General features: G+C 55.6%; 24 protein-coding genes. All 24 read right to left on the bottom strand.

Annotated elements, in window-relative coordinates; genetic code table 11:
- Positions 1-15: 15 nt before the first annotated feature.
- Positions 16-519 (bottom strand): C4-type zinc ribbon domain-containing protein, encoded by a 504-nt coding sequence (locus ACI7RC_RS05250; RefSeq protein WP_408107177.1) that lies wholly within the window; start codon positions 517-519, stop codon positions 16-18.
- A gap of 10 nt (positions 520-529) precedes the next feature.
- Positions 530-1,645: a Nif3-like dinuclear metal center hexameric protein gene (locus tag ACI7RC_RS05255; RefSeq protein WP_408107178.1), complete on the bottom strand. Its 1,116-nt coding sequence runs from the start codon at positions 1,643-1,645 to the stop codon at positions 530-532.
- Positions 1,609-2,355, bottom strand: a complete 747-nt coding sequence (locus ACI7RC_RS05260; protein WP_408107179.1) for a tRNA (adenine(22)-N(1))-methyltransferase — start codon at positions 2,353-2,355, stop codon at positions 1,609-1,611. Before ACI7RC_RS05260 ends, ACI7RC_RS05255 begins: the two co-directional genes overlap by 37 nt.
- Positions 2,356-2,539: 184 nt before the next feature.
- Positions 2,540-3,679, bottom strand: coding sequence for an acyl-CoA dehydrogenase (locus tag ACI7RC_RS05265; RefSeq protein ID WP_408107180.1), 1,140 nt, complete (start codon positions 3,677-3,679; stop codon positions 2,540-2,542).
- A 171-nt stretch (positions 3,680-3,850) separates the two neighbouring features.
- Positions 3,851-4,759, bottom strand: coding sequence for a hypothetical protein (locus tag ACI7RC_RS05270; RefSeq protein ID WP_408107181.1), 909 nt, complete (start codon positions 4,757-4,759; stop codon positions 3,851-3,853).
- Between the two features lie 148 nt (positions 4,760-4,907).
- A complete protein-coding gene (gene rpoD / locus ACI7RC_RS05275) occupies positions 4,908-6,026 on the bottom strand; it encodes an RNA polymerase sigma factor RpoD (protein WP_408107182.1) in 1,119 nt (372 codons plus the stop codon).
- A 35-nt stretch (positions 6,027-6,061) separates the two neighbouring features.
- The gene (gene dnaG, locus ACI7RC_RS05280) at positions 6,062-7,921 is read right to left on the bottom strand and encodes a DNA primase (RefSeq protein ID WP_408107183.1); all 1,860 of its coding nucleotides are present in this window, start codon (positions 7,919-7,921) and stop codon (positions 6,062-6,064) included.
- 190 nt (positions 7,922-8,111) lie between these two features.
- Positions 8,112-8,948, bottom strand: coding sequence for a pyruvate, water dikinase regulatory protein (locus tag ACI7RC_RS05285; RefSeq protein WP_408107184.1), 837 nt, complete (start codon positions 8,946-8,948; stop codon positions 8,112-8,114).
- Positions 8,949-8,961: 13 nt separating this feature from the next.
- Positions 8,962-9,603: a transcriptional regulator CcpN gene (ccpN, locus tag ACI7RC_RS05290; protein WP_408107254.1), complete on the bottom strand. Its 642-nt coding sequence runs from the start codon at positions 9,601-9,603 to the stop codon at positions 8,962-8,964.
- A gap of 136 nt (positions 9,604-9,739) precedes the next feature.
- Positions 9,740-11,818: a glycine--tRNA ligase subunit beta gene (gene glyS, locus ACI7RC_RS05295; RefSeq protein WP_408107185.1), complete on the bottom strand. Its 2,079-nt coding sequence runs from the start codon at positions 11,816-11,818 to the stop codon at positions 9,740-9,742.
- Positions 11,811-12,698 carry a glycine--tRNA ligase subunit alpha gene (glyQ, locus tag ACI7RC_RS05300; protein ID WP_408107255.1) on the bottom strand — a complete coding sequence of 296 codons (888 nt, stop codon included), beginning with the start codon at positions 12,696-12,698 and terminating at the stop codon, positions 11,811-11,813. Before glyQ ends, glyS begins: the two co-directional genes overlap by 8 nt.
- 49 nt (positions 12,699-12,747) lie before the next feature.
- Positions 12,748-12,969 (bottom strand): hypothetical protein, encoded by a 222-nt coding sequence (locus ACI7RC_RS05305; protein ID WP_408107186.1) that lies wholly within the window; start codon positions 12,967-12,969, stop codon positions 12,748-12,750.
- A gap of 68 nt (positions 12,970-13,037) precedes the next feature.
- Positions 13,038-13,793, bottom strand: a complete 756-nt coding sequence (gene recO, locus ACI7RC_RS05310) for a DNA repair protein RecO (protein WP_408107187.1) — start codon at positions 13,791-13,793, stop codon at positions 13,038-13,040.
- Positions 13,784-13,939, bottom strand: coding sequence for a YqzL family protein (locus tag ACI7RC_RS05315; RefSeq protein WP_408107256.1), 156 nt, complete (start codon positions 13,937-13,939; stop codon positions 13,784-13,786). The genes recO and ACI7RC_RS05315 overlap by 10 nt, the downstream gene beginning before the upstream one ends.
- Before the next feature lie 107 nt (positions 13,940-14,046).
- On the bottom strand, positions 14,047-14,961 hold the full coding sequence (era, locus tag ACI7RC_RS05320) for a GTPase Era (RefSeq protein ID WP_408107188.1): 915 nt from the start codon (positions 14,959-14,961) through the stop codon (positions 14,047-14,049).
- Entirely contained in the window at positions 14,954-15,352 is a 399-nt protein-coding gene (cdd, locus tag ACI7RC_RS05325; RefSeq protein WP_408107189.1) for a cytidine deaminase, read from the bottom strand. The genes era and cdd overlap by 8 nt, the downstream gene beginning before the upstream one ends.
- Complete coding sequence (locus tag ACI7RC_RS05330; RefSeq protein WP_408107190.1) at positions 15,349-16,044, bottom strand: DUF502 domain-containing protein; 696 nt, start codon at positions 16,042-16,044, stop codon at positions 15,349-15,351. Before ACI7RC_RS05330 ends, cdd begins: the two co-directional genes overlap by 4 nt.
- Before the next feature lie 33 nt (positions 16,045-16,077).
- Positions 16,078-16,461, bottom strand: coding sequence for a diacylglycerol kinase (locus ACI7RC_RS05335; protein ID WP_408107191.1), 384 nt, complete (start codon positions 16,459-16,461; stop codon positions 16,078-16,080).
- Between the two features lie 10 nt (positions 16,462-16,471).
- Positions 16,472-16,951 (bottom strand): rRNA maturation RNase YbeY, encoded by a 480-nt coding sequence (gene ybeY / locus ACI7RC_RS05340; RefSeq protein ID WP_408107192.1) that lies wholly within the window; start codon positions 16,949-16,951, stop codon positions 16,472-16,474.
- Positions 16,952-16,972: 21 nt separating this feature from the next.
- Complete coding sequence (locus ACI7RC_RS05345; protein ID WP_408107257.1) at positions 16,973-17,890, bottom strand: PhoH family protein; 918 nt, start codon at positions 17,888-17,890, stop codon at positions 16,973-16,975.
- An 86-nt stretch (positions 17,891-17,976) separates the two neighbouring features.
- The gene (yqfD, locus tag ACI7RC_RS05350; RefSeq protein WP_408107193.1) at positions 17,977-19,191 is read right to left on the bottom strand and encodes a sporulation protein YqfD; all 1,215 of its coding nucleotides are present in this window, start codon (positions 19,189-19,191) and stop codon (positions 17,977-17,979) included.
- Between the two features lie 26 nt (positions 19,192-19,217).
- Positions 19,218-19,502 carry a sporulation protein YqfC gene (gene yqfC / locus ACI7RC_RS05355; RefSeq protein ID WP_408107194.1) on the bottom strand — a complete coding sequence of 95 codons (285 nt, stop codon included), beginning with the start codon at positions 19,500-19,502 and terminating at the stop codon, positions 19,218-19,220.
- Positions 19,503-19,632: 130 nt separating this feature from the next.
- Positions 19,633-20,154 carry a hypothetical protein gene (locus ACI7RC_RS05360; protein WP_408107195.1) on the bottom strand — a complete coding sequence of 174 codons (522 nt, stop codon included), beginning with the start codon at positions 20,152-20,154 and terminating at the stop codon, positions 19,633-19,635.
- A 9-nt stretch (positions 20,155-20,163) separates the two neighbouring features.
- Positions 20,164-21,177 (bottom strand): flotillin-like protein FloA, encoded by a 1,014-nt coding sequence (gene floA, locus ACI7RC_RS05365; RefSeq protein WP_408107196.1) that lies wholly within the window; start codon positions 21,175-21,177, stop codon positions 20,164-20,166.
- Between the last annotated feature and the right edge of the window lie 10 nt (positions 21,178-21,187).

The raw sequence follows: 21,187 nt of genomic DNA on the forward strand, positions 1-21,187 counted from the left end.
ACTCTCATTCCTTTTTCAGACAAGTATCCGGCCGCATTCGTCACACAAGACAACCTTCCCGTCCCCGCCCTTGCGCCATCTGGCCAGATTGGACAGGGAAAGGGGCAAAAAACACCCCATACAGGTGTTGTTTTTCACTTCCACGATCGGGCGTTCCTTGGTTTCCCGTACTCGTTCATATTCATCGAGCAGCTCCTGATTCAGGTGCTGCTCCAACTCCCACACGCGAAACTGCTGTTCCCGGACCGCAAGCTCCAGCTCTAGCCGCCGCTGCTGTTCCTGGGCCGTGAATCGCTCCGCTTCCTGCCGGGCCATCCACAACTCTTGTTCCAGCAGCAGTCTGGCAATTTGCTGGTCGGCATCAGCGGTCACGGGCAGCGCGTCCAGTTTCTGTGAAATCTCCCGGACGCGTTCGCGAAGCCCGCGGCCTTCCTGACCGAGCTGTTCCATATCCCGCTTCGCCGCGGCTAATACCTGGCTGGCCTGATGCCACATATATAGCTGTTTGGCTGTCGACATCTCGCACCCCTTACACAAACTGGAAGGGGTCAGTATGTACCTGTGAGGCTACCACTTCGGTTTCATAACCGGCCGCCTTGCAGCGCTCTTGCAGAACGTCAGCCAACTTCTGCTTCATGATCTTTTCGATGTTGTGGCCGGCGTCGATCAGATGCAGCCCGTCGGCCTGTGCATCGTGTGCCGTATGGTAGTATATATCTCCTGTCAGCAGCACGTCGGCCCCGCGAAAGGCTGCCTTGCCGACAAAGGAATTGCCGTCTCCGCCGACGACCGCCACTTTTTGTACGACGGCGTCGAGCTTGCCGACCACCCGGACCCCCTGCAGGCTAAAGCGCTCCTTAACGAGTCCGGCCAGCTCCCGCAGCGTCATCGGCTGCGGCAATTTTCCCAGCCGGCCGATCCCGAGCGCCTCTGTCGGCAGATCGAGCGGATAGATATCGTAGGCCACCTCTTCGTAGGGATGGGCCGCTTTCATCGCCTGGATGACTGCCGACTGCCTGGACGCAGGAAGGATTGTCTCCATGCGCACTTCGGCCGCCTTTTCCAGCCTGCCTTGTTCGCCGATAAACGGATTCGTCCCGGCACGCGGCAAAAATGTGCCTGTCCCTTCAACTTGAAAGGAGCAGTGGCTGTACTGGCCGATCCAGCCGGCGCCGGCTTCCGAGATGGCCTTGAAAACGGCTTCCTGATGAGAGACAGGTACAAAGACAACCAGTTTTTTTAAGGCATCCCGAGAAGTTTCAGTCAACACCTCAAGCTCCGTCAGACCGATCGCTTCCGCCAGCCAATCATTCATCCCACCCTGGGCGACGTCAAGATTGGTATGGGCCGTGTAAACGGCAATGTCGTGCTTTATCAATTTTTCGTACAGCCTGCCGGCAGCCAGATCGGTACGCAGCGTTTTGAGCGGCCGGTAGATGACAGCGTGGTGCGCGACGATCAAATCCACTCCCATCGCGATCGCCTCGTCAACGACCTCCTCGAGCACATCCAGCGCAACCATCACTTTTTTCACCGGTTTCTGCAGGGTACCGACGTGCAGGCCGATCTTATCCCCTTCCATCGCCAACGATTTTGGCGCCAATTGCTCTACGTATTGAATGACGGTTTGCCCGTTTGCAAACATCGGATCACCTCTTCTATCCAGTCCAATTCTTTCACGACTTGTTCATATCGTTCCTTCGTCTCGGGACGCCTGGATTTGGCCAGCTGAGCGAGAATCGCCTTCAGCTTCTCCCGCTCACGCTCCCACTTTTGCCGCAGGATCGGGGATTTTTCCTCCCACAGCCAGGGACCCAGCCGGAGCAGTTCTTCCAGCGAACGCGCTTTTTCCCGGTACGGGGCGAGCGGATCGCCTGGCTCAGCCACGAGAATCTCGTAGATCACGCCGTCTTCCTCCAGTATGTCTTCGGCGATCAACTGCCAGCGGTTGTCCAGCAGCCAGCGCCGGACCGCTTCCTCGCCGACATTGGGCTGCAGGATCAAGCGCTGCACACCGGGAAGCTTCGCTTTGCCGCTCTCCAGGATGGAGGAGATTAGCTGTCCGCCCATTCCAGCGATGCAAACGGCGTTGACCTCCCCCGGCGCAAGCACCGCCAGGCCATCCCCTTTGCGTACGGAAGCCCGGTCGGCTGCCGTCAGCTTGGCGACCTGCTCTCTTGCCGCCTGATACGGACCTTCGTTCAGCTCACCGGCGATGACGAACGCGGCAAGTCCGCTTGCCAGCAAGTACGAGGTCAATAGTGCGTGATCAGAGCCGATGTCCGCCACTCGCGAACCGGCCGGGCAGTATTCGGCTATTTTTTTCAGCCGTTTTGAAAGCACAATGGATGTCATCTGCAAAGTCACCTTCCAATGTGTCTATTCTACCCTATTTGCCCATAAATGCCCATGAGCAAAAAAACGCAAAAAGCCCCCTTAAGGGGGGCGAATACCGGCTTGCTTCGAGCGATTTCGACGCTTGTCCGGGCAGTCAGCCTCCCTGGTTTGTCAAAACCGGATGGGGAGGCTTCCCAGGCGATCAACAGCCAATCTCGCGGGCGATGACCGTACGCAGGATCTCCGACGTGCCTTCGCCAATCTCCAGCAGCCTGGCATCGCGAAACAGGCGCTCCACCTGGTACTCCCGCATATAGCCGTAGCCGCCGTGAATTTGAATCGCTTGATGGGTGGCCGCCATCGCGATCTCGGAGGCGTAGAGCTTCGCCATCGCCGCTTCTTTCGTAAATTTCCGGCCGTTGTCCTTCAACCAGGCCGCCTTGTAGACCATGTTGCGGGCCAGTTCGATCTGCATGGCCATGTCTGCCAATTTAAACTGAATCGCCTGGAACTTTGAGATCGATTGCCCGAATGCCCGCCGGTCCTGCGCGTAGCGGAGGGCGCGATCGTAAGCGGCCTGGGCGATTCCCACCGCCATCGCGCCAATGCCGATCCGGCCGCCGTCCAGGGTCGCCATGAACTGTTTAAAGCCTTCTCCGCGCTTTCCCAAGATATTTTCATCGGGCACGCGGACGTTGTCGATGATCAGTTCGGTCGTATTGGAGCTGTGCAGGCCCAATTTCTCGTAGTTGTCCAAGACGGTCAAGCCCGGTGCTTCGTTCGGAACGATAAAGGCGGTAATGCCGCGCGTTCCCTTCTGTTTGTCCGTTACGGCAGTCAAGGCGAGGAACTTGGCGTACGAGGCATTCGTAATAAAACACTTGGAGCCGTTAAGCACCCACTCGCCGCCTTCGAACACGGCTGTCGTCTGGGTGCCCCCTGCGTCCGAACCGGCGTTAGGCTCTGTCAGCCCAAACGCCCCCATGCTCTCTCCTGTACAGATGCGCGTCAGGTACTTCCGTTTTTGCTCTTCCGTGCCAAACAGCGCAAGCGGCGCTCCGCCTAATGAGATGTGGGCCGAGTACGTGATGCCGGTCGAAGCGCAAGCGCGGCTCATCTCCTCGACGACGATCGCAAAGCTGATGTAGTCGGCGCCCGCTCCGCCGTACGCTTCAGGAAACGGCAGGCCAAGCAAATTCAACTCAGCCATCTGACGAAAAATTTCGACAGGAAACTGTTTGGTCCGATCCCGCTCGTCCGCTCCGGGAGCGACCACTTCGTCGGCAAATTCGCGCATCATCTTTTGCAGCATCCGCTGTTCTTCCGTCCACTCAAAATGCATGCTGGATCCCCCTTCAAACTATACTGACTGAGCGTTTGTTCAGTTATTTATTATACAATAATTCGCATCGGTCGGGTACAACATTTTTCAAAATAATCGGTCGATTGCCCCGGGTAATGCAAAAAACGTCCCATACGAGCAGTACCGTACGGGACGTCCTTCAGGTTAAGGTTACAGCCGCATGGATCCGAGCCAGGTGCGGCGCGTCACAAAAAACAGCGCAGAGCCAAGGAGGATTTTGACGAACAACAGCAGCTGGATCACATCCCGGGCCATCCCCGGAATGAACAGCATGCACACCTCTGAACCGAACAGAAAGAGCAAGCCGCAGACGGCCAGCACCCCGCCTGCCTGCGCACGGCTGCGGCGCAACATGAAGCCGAGTCCAATCATCACGGCGGCCAGCGGTACCCAGTACAACTGGGCGTGGAGGAAACTCGGGTCGGCAGCGATCAGCCCGATGATTTCATACCCGTAGATCAGCCCCAGCCCCACTAAACCGCAGTACTGCAGGTACGCCAAGCGAAAGAGGAGGCCGGTGACATACCACAAGAGGCAGGCCGCGGCCAAGAACAGCAGCATCACCGGCAGGGATGCTCCCGTTTTTTGCAGCAGGAAGAGCCCGCCTGCCGCCATCGCAAAAAAGGCAAGGGCCAGCGCTATATTGGTGCCGGCGATCGTCCTCTTTCGCAGGATGAAGGCCAGTCCATAAAAAAGCAGGGAAAATATGGCGACAAATGCGATTTGCATTGCTGTGGGAAAATCGCTAAAATGAAAAGCAAGCAAGATACTGATAGCGGTTACAACCATACCGATCAGCCAAACGAACGCCTTTGCACGGGTAGTCGAGCTGTTGCCGGTCTGACCGTTTCCCTTCCCCGGCGCAAAACTGCCCGCCAGCTTCGCAAACAAACCGTTGCCTCTCTTGTTGCTTGCATTTTCATTGCCATCCTGCTGTATTCCTGTATGCTCGCCGCCAGAATACAATTTCAATAGAAAGATGCAGTAATGTTCTGGAAGCAGTTGCGTTCTTTGCCACTTTTCTATTTCGGCGATGATCACTCTCGTTTTTGCGTCCAAGCTGCACCCTCCTTTATATACAAAACAATCGAAGTTTATACATAACTCGTGTATAATGTTAGGTAAGTTCTGCCGCAGCGAAAACAAGAAAGGCCTACGCAGCGGCAGCGACAGCAGTACGTAGGCCGTTATCTTTTCTATATATCGGTTATTCGAGGAAATCTTTTAAGCGTTTGCTGCGGCTCGGATGGCGCAATTTACGTAGGGCTTTCGCCTCAATTTGGCGAATTCGCTCGCGCGTGACGCCAAATACCTTGCCCACTTCTTCCAGCGTCCGGGTGCGTCCGTCGTCCAGACCGAAACGCAGACGCAGCACGTTCTCTTCCCGGTCGGTCAACGTATCCAGCACGTCTTCCAGCTGTTCTTTCAACAGTTCGTAAGCGGCCGCATCGGACGGAGCCAACGCCTCCTGATCTTCGATGAAGTCGCCGAGATGTGAGTCGTCTTCTTCACCGATCGGCGTCTCCAGCGAGACAGGTTCCTGGGCAATCTTCATGATTTCCCGGACTTTTTCCGGGGTGAGGTCCATCTTTTCGGCGATTTCCTCCGGCAGCGGTTCACGCCCCAGTTCCTGCAGGAGCTGCCGGGAAACGCGGATCAGCTTGTTGATCGTTTCCACCATGTGCACCGGAATCCGGATGGTACGGGCCTGGTCGGCGATCGCGCGGGTGATCGCTTGGCGAATCCACCAGGTCGCGTAGGTGCTGAATTTAAACCCTTTGCGGTAATCAAATTTTTCTACAGCTTTGATCAAGCCCATGTTGCCTTCTTGAATCAAATCGAGAAAGAGCATGCCGCGACCGACATACCGCTTGGCGATGCTGACTACGAGGCGAAGGTTGGCCTCGGCCAGGCGCCGTTTGGCTTCCTCATCTCCCTGTTCGATGCGGTTCGCCAACTTGATCTCCTCTTCTGCAGAAAGCAGAGGAACGCGGCCAATTTCCTTTAGGTACATTCGAACCGGGTCATTGATCTTTATCCCTGGAGGAACGGAGAGGTCGTCAAACTCATACTCTTCCACATCCTCGTCTTTCAGCATCATCTCATCAACGTCTTCTTCGTTCTCATTGGTTACATCGACGCCTTGGTCGCTGAGAAACTCAAAAAACTCATCGATTTGATCGGAATCCTGGTCGAATCCGGAGAGGCGCTCCATGATCTCTTTGTAGGTGAGCGACCCCCGCTTTTTGCCCAATTCGATCAGTTGTTCTTTCACCTGCTCGATGGATGCAGCTTCCATATCAGGGCTGATGTGTTGCTTGTTCATCTACTTTCCCTCCTTCCCCGGGAATGTTAATGGGCCTACCCTTCTTTTAAAGCATTTTCCAATTCAAGAATCTTCATCCCTACAATGGCTGCTTGATTCTGAAGTTGTTTTTGCACATCCGCATCTCCTTCGCCGGCAGCGAGAAGTTCAAGTTTTTTCAACTCCTCCTGCAGGCGTTCTAGCTCGGCGCGCTGCGGGTAGTTGTTCACTTGTCTGATGTAGTCGCCGATCTCAATGTCAGATACGTCTTCCTTGCACTCCATCATGGCCAATCCCGAGGCTAATTGCTTGAGCTTTTCATCTTCTACATAATGAATAAAAAGTCCTGGATCTGCTGAGTGTCCCTCAGCATAGTACGCATATAAATAGGCAGCGAGTGCATCGTGTTCGTCGACTTGCAAGTGAGTCTTGACCTCTGTTTGCACCCGTTCGGCAATGTCCTGATTCCGCATCATGTAATACAGCAGCATGCGTTCAGCATTGTAATACGCGGGAGCCAACTGTTTTGCGAGCGTAACTTTGCCATTATTTATACTATTATTCCATGCTGGCGTCACTTTATCCCTTTGTTGATTTATTTTTTGCTGCTTGTACACTTTTTTGGCTTCTGTTTTCACAGCGTCAAGGGACAGGGAGAATTCCTCCGCCAGGTCTCGCTCGTACATATCCCGCTCTACTGAACTGCTTAATTCATTGATGATGGAAAGCGCTTCTTGAATAAAGTTGGCCTGATCGCTTTTATCTTGTAGTACGCGATTGGCCCGCAAATGTTTCAGGCGAAAAGCAGTTACCGGCATGGCCTGCAGCAGCACGTGCTGGGAAAAAGCTTCTGCACCGTGCTTTTGGATGTAGTCATCCGGATCGAGCCCTTGCGGCAGCGGAGCGATCCGAACCGTACAGCCAGTCTGCTGCAAAATGTCAACTGCTTTCGCTGTCGCTTCTTGTCCTGCCCGATCGCCGTCGTAGCAGAGCAGCACCTGCTCGGCGTTGCGGCGAATCACCCGGGCCTGCTGCCCGGTCAGGGCCGTCCCCAAGGTGGCAATTCCTTGCTGGATTCCAGCTTGCCAGGCAGCGACGACATCGACATACCCTTCAAACAATATCGCTTCGTTGCGCTTGCGTATCGGCGAACGGGCGCGGTGAAGATTGAAGATGGTGCGGCTTTTGTTGAAGAGCGGCGTCTCCGGACTGTTGAGGTATTTCGGCTGTCCGCCGTCCAGCGACCGTCCGCCGAAGCCGATGACCCTTCCCTGTGAATCGTGGATCGGAAAGATCACCCGACCGCGAAATCTGTCGTAAAACCGCTGTCCCTTTTCGTTGTCTGCCATGGATAGCAGTCCCGCTTCGACCATTAACGGAAGGGAAAAGCCGCGCTTCTCCAAAAACTGCATGGTAAAATCCCACGAATCCGGTGCAAAGCCAATTTCGAACTGGGCGATTGTCGCTTCTGTCAAGCCGCGCTTTTGCAAATACCGCATCGCTTCGCTGCCGTACGGCGTTGAGGTCAGTATATAATGGTATAGTTTCGCCACAAGTTGATGCGCTTCATACATGGCCTGCTTTTCCGGATTTGCTGCCGCTTCATGCAGGCTATGGGCAGCGGGAACCGGGATGCCCGCCCGCTCTGCGAGCTTGTGCAGGGCTTCTGCAAACGTCAATTGCTCGATTTGCATCACGAAGTCGAAGACGCTGCCGCCTGCTCCGCAGCCAAAGCAGTGAAAAAATTGTCGATCAGCATTCACGTTAAAAGAAGGCGTTTTCTCTGAATGAAACGGACACAACCCGACGAGTGCCCGCCCGCTCTTCTTTAGTTGAACGTGTTCCCCAACGACATCAACAATATCGACTGCCGCCCGAACTCGGGTAACAAGGTCGTCCGACGAGGGACTAGACATCTGCATTTCACCTTTTTTTTAGAGTGAGGATATTTATTTCGTCAGGATTCGATAAATTCCTCCCTGTTTCGCAGGTTCTTTTTTTTCCATTTGGTGGCGAATGTAAGCGGCGATATGTCCCCACTCGCCGCCTCGCACAATTTTGATGCTGTTAGTTATTCGACAACTCTTTACAAACTCCTCTTTTTGTTCAAGACTGTCCTTGCTTTAGCTTGTTTCGGCGAATCATCTCCAAAATGATGTTGGCCGTTTCTTCGACGGCTTTATTTGAGACGTCGATCACTGGGCAGCCGATGCGCTCCAGTACTTTTTTGGAGTAGGCCAGTTCTTCTTTGATGCGGTCGATCGTCGCATAGTTGGCCTGTGCTGTCAGCCCGAGGGCTTTTAACCGCTCCGTGCGAATGGAGTTTAACTGCGCGGCATCGATGGTAAGCCCGATGCAGCGCTCCGGCGGAAGCTGGAACAGTTCTTCCGGCGGCTCCACCTCCGGCACCAGCGGCACGTTGGCCACCTTGAAACGCTTGTTGGCCAAATACATCGAAAGCGGCGTCTTGGATGTGCGGGATACGCCGATCAGCACGACATCGGCGCGCAGCAGCCCGCGCGGGTCCCTCCCGTCGTCGTACTTGACGGCAAATTCGATCGCGTCTACTTTGCGGAAGTACTCTTCGTCGAGCCTACGCACGAGGCCAGGCTTGCATTTGGGCTGTGTGTGCAAAATCTCCTGCATCGTGCTCATCAGCGGTCCCATGACGTCCACGATCGGCACGCCCGCCTTGCCGGCCTGTTCCATGATGTACGCTTTCAACTCGGGAATCACCAGAGTAAAGACGATCATCGCGCCGGACTCTTTTGCCGAGCTGACGATCTCGTCAATCGAACCCGTCTCCTCGATGTACGGGTACTTGATCACATCAATGAAATGGTTGTCAAACTGGCTTGCGACCGCGCGAACGACAAATTCGGCTGTTTCGCCAATTGAGTCCGAGACGACGTAGATCACTTGTCCTTGACGGTTTGCCTGCATGTTCATTCTCCTCCTAAACCATCGGCTCTTGGCCCAGTTCGACAAACGCTTTGGCTATTGTCGTTTTCGTCACTCTTCCCAGCAGTTCAAAACTGCGTCCATCCCCTTCCTCCGCCCTGACGACGGGAAGGGAATCGATCTGGAAGTCAATCAGCTTCTTCGCGGCGGCAAACAAGCTCTCTTCAGGAAAAATCGTCACGATATTGGGCATGCGGGTCATGATGATGCTGACTGGCATATCCTCCAGCGTTTTATTGCCGAGGGAGGCGCGCAAAAGGTCCTTGCGGGAGACCACGCCGGCGAGGAATCCTTTTTGGTTGACGATAAACAGCGTGCCGACGTCCTCGAGGAACAGCGTGACGATCGCATCGTAGACGGTCGCCGACTCCTGAACCACGATAGGCAGCGCCTTGTAATCGTTCACCAGAAGTTTGTGCAGCCGCTCGCTGATGACGTTCGAAGCCTTGCGACCGGCATAAAAATAACCCACGCGCGGCCTCGCTTCCAGGTAACCCGACATGGTCAAAATAGAGAGATCTGGACGCAGTGTAGCACGGGTGAGATGAAGCCTCTCGGCAATATGCTCACCCGTGATCGGTCCTTCGTCCTTTACAATTTGCAGGATCTGCTCTTGTCGCTTGGTAAGTTCGATGATGGATCACCACCGGTTCATTTGCTTGTCTACCCTAGTATTACTCTATTTAGCCGCACTTTTCCTGCTTGCGGGATGAAAAATGAAAAGAGAAACGCCTCCGCAAAATATTCCGGAGGCATAAGTTCACGCGTGATTCTTAAGCAAAGACGAGTTTGGTAAAGTCGGCAAAACGCTGGATCTCTGCCGATACGTTGGCGAGCAGAGCCAGGCGGTTGCGGCGCACCCGCTCGTCTTCGGCCATGACCATCACGCTGTCAAAAAAGCCGCGAATCGGTTCAGCAAGGGAAGCGAGCACGGAAAGCACCTGCTGCAATTCGCCGCTCCGGTACAGGCCGGAGACTTCGCGATGCACGGATTGATACGCCTGATGCAAGCGACTCTCCGCTTCTTCCTGGAAGCAAGCGGCGTCAACCTCGACTGAATCTGCCTTCTGCGAAAGGTTGTAGGCGCGGTTAAACTGCTCGACCGTCGCTTTGAAGTCATCTGCCGCAACAGCTTCCATCAGCGCCTTGGCCTTGGCCAGAAGCTGTGTCACATCGGAGATGTCCGCGGCCAATACGGCGTCGATCACGTCGTAGCGCACATGTTCTTCCTGCAGTGTATTCTTCAGCCGCAGCGCGAAGAAATCAAACAGGTCGCGCTCCACATCCGCCCCCGGGCGATGCGCGATGCCCTGCTCCTGATAAGCCTTGAGGGCGAAGCCAAACAGTTCGGACAGCGGCAGCGGCCAACCGCGGTCTGCGATGATTTGCACGATCCCGGCAGCCTGGCGGCGCAGCGCGTACGGATCGGCAGAGCCGGTCGGAATGATCCCGATGGAGAAGCAGCCGACGATCGTATCCAGCTTGTCCGCGATGCTGACGACGGCCCCCTCGTCCGAGCCTGGCAATTCATCGCCGGCGTGGCGCGGCAGGTAGTGTTCAAAGACCCCCTTGGCGACTGCCGGCTCTTCACCGGCTTTTCGGGCGTAGTCTTCCCCCATGATTCCCTGCAGTTCCGGGAACTCGCCGACCATATTGGTCACCAGGTCAAACTTGGCGATTTGGGCGATCCGATCAGCCCGTTGTACCGCCTCCGCAGGCAGGGACAAGGCAGCGGCGATCTGTTTCACGACTTTTTGCACGCGACGCACTTTGTCGCCAATCGTCCCCAGCTCCTCGTGGAAGACGATCGACTCCAGCCGCTTGAGGCAGTCCTCTATCGACAGTTTTTGATCTTCCTCATAGAAGAAGCGGGCATCAGACAGGCGGGCGCGCAATACCTTCTCGTTGCCGCGGGCCACGTTGTCGAGCGAGCGGGAGTCGCCGTTGCGGACAGTGACAAAGTGCGGCAGCAGCTGTCCCGTCTTGTCTTCTACCGGGAAGTAGCGCTGATGTTCGCGCATCGAGGTAACCAGCACTTCCCTCGGGATCTGCAAAAAGTCAGGATGAAAACTGCCGGACAGCGCAGTCGGATATTCCACCAGATGAACCACTTCATCGAGCAAATCTTCATCGATGGGTATGCGCCAGCCGTTTTCTTTCTCGAAGTGCGCAAGCTGCTCTTGAATCAGCTTGCGCCGCTCCTCCGAGTCGACCACAACGAACTGATCCGCCAATTTCCGGGCGTATTCCCGCGGAGTCGGGATCTCGACGTCGCCGCCCAAAAACCGATGGCCGCGGCTGGTGCGCCCCGACCGGACGCCGGCAATCTCCATCGGAATGACATCCTCGCCGAACAGTGCGACCAACCAGCGAATCGGCCGGACGTACTTCAGCTTGTGGGCGCCCCAGCGCATGTTTTTCGGAAAGCTCATCCCGGTGATAACGTCAGCGAGCGCCGGAAGCAGACCAGCCGTTTCCCCGCCGGCCTCGTTTTTTTGGGCGTACACGTACTCGGTGCCGTTGACTTCCTTGAAGAAAAGCTGATCCGGTTCCACGCCGTTGCTGCGGGCAAAGCCAAGCGCTGCCTTCGTCCAGTTGCCCGCTTCGTCGACCGCGATCTTGCGGGAGGGGCCTTTTGCCTCTTCGCTCTGGTCTGCTTGCTTTTCACTCACGCCGCTGACGAGCACCGCCAGCCGCCGCGGAGAGTCGTAAGCTTGCACCGTATCATAGGATATCCGCTGGGCCTGCAGCCATTTTTCTGTTTTCTCCGCCAGTTGCTGAACAGCCCCGGCGACAAAACGGGCCGGCATTTCTTCCGTTCCAATCTCCAACAGAAGGTCTCGTTTACTCACTTTTGCTCTCCCCTTTCGCCAATAGCGGGAAGCCGAGCCGCTCCCGTTCGCTGTAATAGGTTTGCGCCACTTCGCGGGCGAGGTTGCGGACGCGGGCAATGTATCCGGTACGCTCCGTCACGCTGATCGCTCCGCGGGCATCCAGCAGGTTAAACGTATGCGAGCACTTCAGGACGTAATCGTAGGCTGGAAAAACGAGATGCTGCTCCATCGCCCGCTTGGCCTCCGCTTCATAGGTGCCAAACAGCGAAAACAGCATGGAAGCGTCCGCCACTTCAAACGAGTACTTCGAATGTTCGTACTCAGGCTGGTGGAACACGTCTCCATAGGTAAAGCCGTCTACCCAGACAAGGTCGAAAACGTTTTCCTTGTCTTGCAGATAAGAAGCCAGCCGCTCCAGCCCGTAGGTGATCTCTACGGCGACTGGATCGCAGTCGATGCCGCCCACCTGCTGGAAGTACGTGAACTGGGTGACTTCCATCCCGTCGAGCCAGACTTCCCAGCCGAGTCCCCAGGCGCCCAAGGTCGGAGCTTCCCAGTTATCTTCGACGAAGCGGATATCGTGGTCAAGCGGCTCAATGCCGAGCTGCCGAAGACTCTCCAGGTACAGTTCCTGGATATTGTCCGGCGACGGCTTCATGATTACCTGGAATTGATGGTGCTGGTACAGGCGGTTGGGATTTTCTCCGTAGCGTCCGTCTGCCGGCCGCCGCGACGGCTCCACATAGGCGACGTTCCACGGCTCCGGGCCGATCGTGCGCAAATACGTCATCGGGTTCATCGTCCCCGCCCCTTTTTCCACATCGTAGGGTTGGACGATCAGGCAGTTTTGCTTGGCCCAAAAATTCTGCAGAGTTAAGATCATCTCTTGAAAGGTCATGCTCATAAAAACTTCCACCTCCTAAATGTAACGCGGCTGCACGCCGGTATCACCGCACGTCAAAAAACCTCCCGCCCCGCACTGAAATGACAGTGCAGGGACGAGAGGTACTCCCGCGGTTCCACCCTACTTGACAGCCGTTATGCAAGCTGTCCGCTTTTGCATCATCCACATGCTCCAGAACGCCCTTCGTCGGCATGGCTACCGGGCTTTCACCATCCCCGGTTCGCTTCACAAGCCAGCGGCCCACTACTCTTTTCTTTCGTCGCATCGCATCGTTATAAAGATCTATTCATTTATGATAGCGAAAAACCTATATGATGTCAACTGCAAGCCAGGTCAGGACGGAAACAGTTTTTCCACCTGATCGAGAAAATGGCGGCTTTTCAGACGAATATCCAGATGTTCGTCGATGAAGCGCCGCATCACATGACGCAGTTGGCTCCTCGTCGCGTCCTTCAGTTCAATCTCGCCGAGCCGCTCCAGGTCGAACAGCTGAAACAGGCGCAGCAGTTTCCACACAGCTTCGCTGATCGCGATCGCATGCGGGTCGCTGGCGCGGCAGTCCGGACAGAGCAGCCCCCCTTGGGTCACGCTGAATACGAACGGCCCCTCTTGGGCCCCGCAGCGGACACACCCTTGCAGATGGGGGCGGATTCCCGCTACTACCAGCATTTTGCTTTCAAAAATGCGGGAGAGCACTTCCGGATCCTTCCCCTCGTCCAGATAGCGATAGGTCAACAGCAGCAGTTGAAACAGATAAGGGTTGGCTTCGTTTTCCGGGGTGAGGCGGTCAAGCAATTCGGCGATATAAGCGGCATAGGCGGTGCGGAACAAGTCCTGCCGCAAGTCGGAGTAGGCATCGGCAATTTCCCCTTGGGACAAGTCGGGCATCCCGGGGCCGGGGCTTTTTTTGCAGAGAAAGAAACCATGCGTAAACAGTTGGGACACGGCGGCCAGGCGGCTTTTCGGCTTCTTTGCGCCGCGAGCCATCAACCCAACCTTGCCGTGTTCTCTGGTGTAAACGGTAATTACTTTGCTAGACTCGCCATAATCGGTACTGCGGATGACGATCCCTTCCCACTTTACAAGCATACCTGCGTTTCACCCAGTTCCGACTGGGTGGAATCCGACGCTTCATCGGTGAGTGCCGCTGATCCCAGACAGTGCTCCCGATAGAGCAGATAGGCGTGGATGTCGCCGGTTGAAGCGAAATAGCGCCAAGAAAAGTCGCGAAGCATAAGCATCATCCCTTCCTGTTTCCGCTGTATCCACTGCTGTTTATAGATTCCACACCAGCGCGTAGTTCTATGCCTTGGAAAACTTACCACGAATAGTCCCCTCTACGCTACTCTTCATCGAAAAACCCAAAGTTGCGAAGCATCCGCTCTTGATTGCGCCAATCCTTCTTCACCTTCACCCAAATCTCCAGAAAGATTTTATCGCCCATCAGACGTTCGATATCGGCACGGGCCCGGCGTCCGATCTCCTTGAGCATCTCGCCGTTTTTCCCGATCAAGATGCCCTTCTGGGAATCGCGTTCGACGTAAATCGCCGCGTAGATGTACAATGTCTTGCCATCCGGACGACGCTTCATCTCCTCTACGGTGACGGCGATCGAATGCGGCACTTCCTCCCGGGTCAGGTGCAGCACCTTTTCACGGATCAGCTCCGCGACGACAAACCGTTCGGGATGGTCTGTCACCTGGTCGGCCGGATAAAACATCGGCCCTTCATCCAGCTCGTCGTAGATCGCATCCAGCAGCGACTCGGTGTTGTTCCCTTCCAAGGCGGACACCGGCACGATCTGTTTGAATGACAGCAGCTTGCTGTAGTCGTCGATGATCGGCAGCAGCGCCTCCGGATGTACTTTGTCGATCTTGTTGATCACCAGGAAGATCGGGGTCTTCACCTGCTTGAGCCGTTCGATAATGAACTCCTCACCAGGGCCGCGCTTCTCGGTCGCGTCGATCACGTAGAGGATCAAATCGACTTCGTTCAGCGCGTTCTCAGCCACTGACATCATGTAGTCGCCCAGCTTTGATTTGGGCTTGTGAATGCCAGGCGTATCGAGAAAAATGATCTGGCCTTTTTCCGTGGTGTGGACGGCGCGGATCTTGTTGCGAGTCGTCTGCGGCTTATTGGACATTATCGCAATTTTTTGTCCAACCACCGTGTTGAGCAAAGTGGATTTGCCCACGTTGGGCCGGCCGACGATGGCGGCAAAGCCGGATTTAAACGGTTGTTTTTTGCGATTATCCACGCATATCCTCCTTGTTGAAAGCGCCAGGCAGCAGCTTGGCGACTGTAGTCTCAAGAACCTCTCCCGCTAAATTCGTAAGCAGCACCTTCATATCCGGCGGGCACAGCTCGGCCATGACTTGCCGACATGCGCCACACGGAGAGACCGGGCCCGGCGTGTCGGCAGCCACCGCGATTGCCTGATAGGTTCGGTCCCCCTCGGAGAATGCCTTGAAGATTGCCGTACGTTCTGCGCAGTTGCAGAGGGAATACGCGGCGTTTTCGATATTGCCGCCCAGGTACACTTTGCCGGATTTGCTCAAAAGGGCAGCTCCTACCGCAAAACCGGAGTAAGGCACATAGGCGAGCTTACGGGCTTCTTTTGCCTGTTTGATTAGCTCTTGATCGATCATGTAAGATCCCCTTCTTTTTTTACAGTGAGATGGATAGCCTGGGCAGGTAACGTCTGAGGTGAAACGACGCCTGCGGAGACGACGAACTTCAGTCCTTCCTCGACAGGAATATCCAGATAAATGACATCGTCTTTGGGAACGAGCACAAGCCAGCCGTTGGTCGGATTTGGCGATTTCGGCAAAAACACGTTGACATATGTACGGCCGGTAAACGATAACGTCTCCCCCTGCGATTCGCCGGTGACGAATCCCACCGTGTACAAGCCTTCCCGCGGGTATTCGACCAGCACCACCTGTTTAAAGGTGGACCTGCCGTGGACAAATGCCTGGGACACCTGCTGCACGGTAGAGTATATCCCGCGGGCAACAGGGATGCACGACACAAACCGCTCGATTCCGCCAAAGACAAAGCGGCCGACGACCGTACGGGCAAGCCCGCCGATCAAAAGCAGAATCACCACCACCAACAGCAGCCCCACTAGCGGGACCCGGTCGTGGAACGGCAGTCCGAGAAACCAAATGTGTCCGTCCTGCTGATGGGCCCAACCGATGGTAAGCAGAAACCGGGTCAACCACCCCCCCGCGGCCCGATCGATGAGCCCGATGACCAATTGGATCAGGTAGACAGTGATGAGCAGCGGCAGGATTACCATCATTCCACCGAACAGAGAGGAACGCAGTTGTTGCCACATGGATGAACCTCTACTCCTTTCCATTCGCGGAACTTACCCCATGAGGATTGTGGTTATTTTGTCCCAGAGCGGCGGACCAAACACAAAACAAGCGATTACGATGGATACGACTGCTGCCAGAAAGACGGCGCCGGCAGCCGTGTCTTTCGCCGCCTTTGCCTTCGCGTGCCACTCTTCCGTGACCAGGTCCACTGCCGACTCGATGGCTGTGTTGACCAGCTCCAGCGACAAGACCAACCCGATAGAAAAAAAGACCAGCAAAACATCGCCGCGGGGAATGTGCAGCCACCACGCAACGAGCAGGGTGAGAACCGCTGCAGTCGCATGAATTTGCATGTTTCGCTGTGTCTTCAGGGCAAAGACAATACCGGCGCAGGCCCAGCAGGCGCTGCGCCAAAAACGGCGCAACTCTTTCACGGGAGAACCCCTACCTCGTCAAGCCAATTTTTTGCAATACCTCTTCTTGACGCTCGAACATTTCTTTCTCCTCTTCCTTTGTCCCATGGTCGTAGCCCAGCAGATGAAGAAAGCCGTGAACAGATAAAAAACCGATCTCCCGCTCAAAGGAATGCCCGTAGTCCTCAGCTTGCGCCCGCGTGCGGGGAATGGAGATGACGATGTCGCCGAGAGCGTTGGGAAACGAATCCTGCTCCTCCTCATCGAGGAAAATCTCCGGCTCGCCTTCGCCCCTTTCATTTAATGCGAAAGAGATCACGTCGGTCGGCCGGTCGACTCCCCTGTACTCGCGGTTAATCTCGTGTATGCGTTTGTCATCCACCAGCGACACGACCACTTCACCCGACACTTCTTCCAGTTCGGCGGCAGTCTGCAAGCACTGCTCGATCAATTGATACACCGCGGCGGAGATCTCTTCATCCTGTTCGTTTATGATCTCGATGGTCAACATGTTTCCTGCGGCTCCTCTTTGTTATGAATTGCCTTCCGCTTCCGAGGCGGCATAGGCTTGGATCATCTTCTGGACGAGACTGTGGCGCACGACGTCCGCTTCCTGAAATTGAATAAACGCAATCTCCGGAATGTGGCGCAGGATTCGCTCGGCGGCCCGCAATCCAGACTTTTTCCCTTTGGGCAAATCGATCTGCGTCACGTCCCCGGTGACGACCATTTTGGAACCGAAGCCCAGCCGGGTAAGAAACATTTTCATCTGTTCGTATGTGGTGTTCTGCGCTTCGTCCAAAATGACAAAACAGTCCTCCAGCGTTCGTCCGCGCATATAGGCAAGCGGCGCTACTTCAATCAGGCCGCGTTCCATCATTTTCAACACCTGCTCATTGCCGAGCATGTCGTAGAGTGCGTCGTACAGCGGGCGCAGGTAGGGATCCACCTTTTCCTGCAAATCCCCCGGCAAAAATCCCAGGCTTTCGCCTGCTTCCACGGCGGGACGGGTCAGGACGATCCGCTTTACCCGGCCGCTCCTCAATGCTCCCACGGCCATGACGACCGCGAGATAGGTCTTGCCAGTCCCTGCCGGACCGATTCCAAAGACGATATCATGCCGCTTGATCGCAGACAAGTAATGCCGCTGTCCCAGCGTCTTGGCGCGAATGGGTTTGCCGCGCTGCGTTCTCGCCACTTCCTCGTCGAACAGGTAGAGCAGCTGCGTTGCCTCCCCTCTGTCCGCAAGTTTGAGCGCGTACGCTACGTCTCGCTCCGATAGCGTCATTCCGCGCCGCACGAGCTGGAGCAGGACATCAAACAGCGAGGCAAGCTTGTCTACTTCCTCCTTGTCGCCGCTGATCGCCAATTCTTCGCTGCGAAAGATGATTTTCGCGGTTGTGTGATCCTCTATCTGCTTCAGATAAACGTCGTGCGGACCGAACAGCATCAACGCCTCGGCTGCGTCAGTAAACCGGATGCTTACCTCTTCTTTGACCGGCAAAGACTTCCATCTCCTATCTGTAACGTAGTAACTTATTGATCCGTCTCGTTTAAGGGTGCAGGCGGCAGAGCGACCAACGGCTGCTCCGCCGTGATGTCCTCGATTACGGAGTAATGAATACTCAAGTAAACTTTACCATTCTCTCGTTTCACGTGCAAAACTTTTTCGTCTTTGATCGTCGCATCTGCTCCTGCCCGCTTCAGCACGTCGTTGCGGGCGAAGCGTTTGGCCGCTTCGATCGCTTCCGACTCGCTCAGGTTTCTCGTCACGCCCGCCGCCTTTTGTTGGGTCTCTTTTTTGAATCCGATCGGGAAGGTGAACCGATCATAGCTCAACTGGTAGCGCTGCTCGCTTTGCTCGTAACGCTCGTACGGGTCCTGGCGAAACGGCCAAAGCCGCAGGGCGTAAGCTCCAACGGTCATATAGTAAGCATTCTGCTTGTCCCCGGTAAGCTCGTACACCGTCTGGGCAAGCGGCACGGAGACATTGGAGATGTACCAGACCTCCCCCTCCACCTTTCCCTTGGCGGAGACGAGCTGTTGGCTGGTTTCGCTCCCGATCAGTCCGGAGATGAGCACCTGGCCTTTGTCGACGAACTGGTTGACCTTGACCATGCTCTTGCCGGCCTCGGGAAGAACGCTGTGAATCACAGCCTTTTTCTTGGCGATCAGATTGCGCGGACCGGTCTCGGGCTTTATCTCCGGCTTCTCTTTTTCCACGACCTCAATGACGACTCTCGTCCCCGCGATGTCAACCCCGACTCTCGAGACATCCGGCAAAACTCCTTGTATGTCGCGCTGCAAGGCCAGCGGTTCTTTTAGTTTGAACTTCCAGGCCCCCACTTTAATCCCGAACTTTTCGGCAGCTCGGCTCACCTCTTCAGTGGAAATCCGGTGATTGCCCACAATCTCTACATTCCAGACGATGCCGGAGAGCATGTACAACCCGATGAAAAAAAGAACCACCCCGATGGTAAAACCGGAACGCAGCCTCATCCGGATGAGCCAAAAAGGCAGCCCGTCCCTCCGCTGCACATGACAGCGACAGCCTGTCTCCCGCAGAAGCGGGCGCAGGCGGAAATAATCGCGGATCAGCATGTCCATCTGTCCATGCTCACCGTTTATCCGCTTGATATTCCAAATGTGCAAACCTTCGCGTATCGCCATGTTAATCAACCGCTCAAAACGCTTTCCGCGAACCGTAACTGTAATATGCCCTTCCACCCATTCCCGTATCGCATTTCGCATCAATATCCCCCTCCCTGCCGCCTCGCTTACGTCTTCTCCAGAAACGTCACTGTCGCTATCCTGCCCTCCAGCAGCACCTCTTCCGGCAAAATAGCGCGGATGACAAGCTGTTCGCCTGTAACGAGCAGCTGCCCGTTCGTCAAAAGCAAGCGGAGCTCTTTGTCGCTGAAATGGAGAACCCCGCGATGGTTTTCTATGTACATTTGCAGGTGACCGATCATCGTGATGCGCGGGACTTCGAGCACCACATCTTGGGGCAGATCCAATACACCTGCAGCCAGGTGGCGCAATCGGCGGCTCCAACGCTTCATATGGTAAGCCTCCCCTCTTTAATAACCCTATGCAGCATGGGGCGGGTATCATGCGTAGAAAACTTGGCTTCGACTGATGTAAAAACAGCCTTGCTTCCCGGGGGGCGGGAAACAAGGCTGTCTGGTATCGCTAGCGTCTGTTATAAGGCATTTTGGCACGGGGCGGCGAGAAGATCAACGCCCACTTCATCCCTTCCCGCGCCCTGGCTGCTGCCAGCTGTTCACTATTCTCGCCCGGCAGTGTGCCGAGCGGTGCCAGGTCTGCTTTCACCTCTGCCTGCTGGTACTCCGTTCGCGGCTGCACTTCCGGCAGATAGTAAGAGGATCCCTCGGCCGGCTCAAGGGTTGTCACCGGTGTCGGTGCAGGAGGAGGGGCAGTCCAGTCTGGATCGCCCTCCGTCCCTGTCCCTTCCGCCTCTGCCCACAGCTTTTTCTCTTCGACAGGCGGCACGGTAACCGTAGGTACAGGCGCAGGCCTTCCGCCTCCCTCCACCGGTGTAAGCACCCTCCGCGGGTGCTGGCGCTGTCTCTGCCTTTTTTGTTTGCCGCCGAACACCGTATATCCCAACAGCACAAGCAGCAGAGGCCAAAACTTGCCGATCAGGGCGAAGACGATGCTGATCAGGGACAAGATAAAATCGATAAGCTCCATACCCTGCACCTACATCTTCTTCTCGTCGTCGATGCCCTTGCTCTTCTCTGAAGAGTGGCCGAACGACTGGCGCATATTGGTGTCGGCCATGATGTTTTGCATGTTGTAGTAGTCCATGACGCCCAGTTTGCCGGAACGCAATGCTTCCGCCATGGCAAGCGGCACTTCCGCCTCCGCTTCCACTACCTTGGCCTTCATTTCCTGAACGCGCGCCTTCATCTCCTGCTCCTGCGCGACAGCCATCGCGCGCCGCTCCTCCGCTTTCGCCTGGGCGATGCGCTTGTCTGCTTCAGCCTGATCCGTCTGCAGTTGGGCCCCGATGTTTTTGCCTACATCCACGTCAGCGATGTCAATCGACAAGATTTCAAATGCTGTTCCTGCGTCAAGTCCTTTGTTCAATACCGTTTGCGAAATGCGGTCCGGATTCTCCAGCACGTCTTTATGCAGCTTGGACGAACCAATCGTGGTGACGATGCCTTCGCCGACGCGGGCGATGATCGTCTCTTCTCCCGCACCCCCGACAAGACGGTCAATATTGGCGCGGACGGTTACTTGGGCCTTTGCCTTCAGTTCGATCCCGTCCATGGCGACGGCAGCTACTACGGGTGTTTCAATAATTTTCGGGTTGACGCTCATCTGTACCGCTTGCAGGACGTCACGGCCGGCCAGGTCAATCGCCGCCGCCCGCTCGAAGCCAAGCGGAATATTGGCGCGTTGCGCTGCCACCAGGGCATCTACAACACGGTCCACATTCCCCCCCGATAGGAAGTGACTCTCCAATTGATTTGTGTTCAAATCGAGTCCGGCTTTGCGTGCTTTGATCAGAGGATTGACGATTCTCGCTGGAATGACCCTCCGCAATCGCATTGCAACCAAGGTGATAATTCCGATCCTTACACCGGAAGCCAGCGCTGAAATCCACAGCATGATTGGTACATATGACAAAAAAACGGATAGTACGATGAAGATCAATATGACGATCAAGATAATCGTGAGGAATCCCCCGGACAACAAAGTACCCATTCACTATCTT

The sequence above is a fragment of the Brevibacillus sp. B_LB10_24 genome (assembly GCF_046036945.1).
Taxonomy (GTDB): Bacteria; Bacillota; Bacilli; order Brevibacillales; family Brevibacillaceae; genus Brevibacillus_C.

Excerpts from the sequence above, each read along its gene's own strand:
- ybeY (WP_408107192.1), bottom strand. The coding sequence starts at position 16,951 with ATGTTGACCATCGAGATCATAAACGAACAGGATGAAGAGATCTCCGCC.
- recO (WP_408107187.1), bottom strand. The coding sequence starts at position 13,793 with ATGCTTGTAAAGTGGGAAGGGATCGTCATCCGCAGTACCGATTATGGC.
- glyQ (WP_408107255.1), bottom strand. The coding sequence starts at position 12,698 with ATGACCTTTCAAGAGATGATCTTAACTCTGCAGAATTTTTGGGCCAAG.
- ACI7RC_RS05330 (WP_408107190.1), bottom strand. The coding sequence starts at position 16,044 with ATGTGGCAACAACTGCGTTCCTCTCTGTTCGGTGGAATGATGGTAATC.
- ACI7RC_RS05315 (WP_408107256.1), bottom strand. The coding sequence starts at position 13,939 with ATGCTTCGCGACTTTTCTTGGCGCTATTTCGCTTCAACCGGCGACATC.
- cdd (WP_408107189.1), bottom strand. The coding sequence starts at position 15,352 with ATGATCGATCAAGAGCTAATCAAACAGGCAAAAGAAGCCCGTAAGCTC.
- rpoD (WP_408107182.1), bottom strand. The coding sequence starts at position 6,026 with ATGAACAAGCAACACATCAGCCCTGATATGGAAGCTGCATCCATCGAG.
- dnaG (WP_408107183.1), bottom strand. The coding sequence starts at position 7,921 with ATGTCTAGTCCCTCGTCGGACGACCTTGTTACCCGAGTTCGGGCGGCA.
- ACI7RC_RS05360 (WP_408107195.1), bottom strand. The coding sequence starts at position 20,154 with ATGGAGCTTATCGATTTTATCTTGTCCCTGATCAGCATCGTCTTCGCC.
- yqfC (WP_408107194.1), bottom strand. The coding sequence starts at position 19,502 with ATGAAGCGTTGGAGCCGCCGATTGCGCCACCTGGCTGCAGGTGTATTG.
- ACI7RC_RS05305 (WP_408107186.1), bottom strand. The coding sequence starts at position 12,969 with ATGCGACGAAAGAAAAGAGTAGTGGGCCGCTGGCTTGTGAAGCGAACC.
- ACI7RC_RS05250 (WP_408107177.1), bottom strand. The coding sequence starts at position 519 with ATGTCGACAGCCAAACAGCTATATATGTGGCATCAGGCCAGCCAGGTA.
- floA (WP_408107196.1), bottom strand. The coding sequence starts at position 21,177 with ATGGGTACTTTGTTGTCCGGGGGATTCCTCACGATTATCTTGATCGTC.
- ACI7RC_RS05345 (WP_408107257.1), bottom strand. The coding sequence starts at position 17,890 with ATGCTGTTCGGTCCGCACGACGTTTATCTGAAGCAGATAGAGGATCAC.
- ACI7RC_RS05260 (WP_408107179.1), bottom strand. The coding sequence starts at position 2,355 with ATGACATCCATTGTGCTTTCAAAACGGCTGAAAAAAATAGCCGAATAC.
- ACI7RC_RS05285 (WP_408107184.1), bottom strand. The coding sequence starts at position 8,948 with ATGCAGGCAAACCGTCAAGGACAAGTGATCTACGTCGTCTCGGACTCA.
- ACI7RC_RS05255 (WP_408107178.1), bottom strand. The coding sequence starts at position 1,645 with ATGTTTGCAAACGGGCAAACCGTCATTCAATACGTAGAGCAATTGGCG.
- ACI7RC_RS05265 (WP_408107180.1), bottom strand. The coding sequence starts at position 3,679 with ATGCATTTTGAGTGGACGGAAGAACAGCGGATGCTGCAAAAGATGATG.
- yqfD (WP_408107193.1), bottom strand. The coding sequence starts at position 19,191 with ATGCGAAATGCGATACGGGAATGGGTGGAAGGGCATATTACAGTTACG.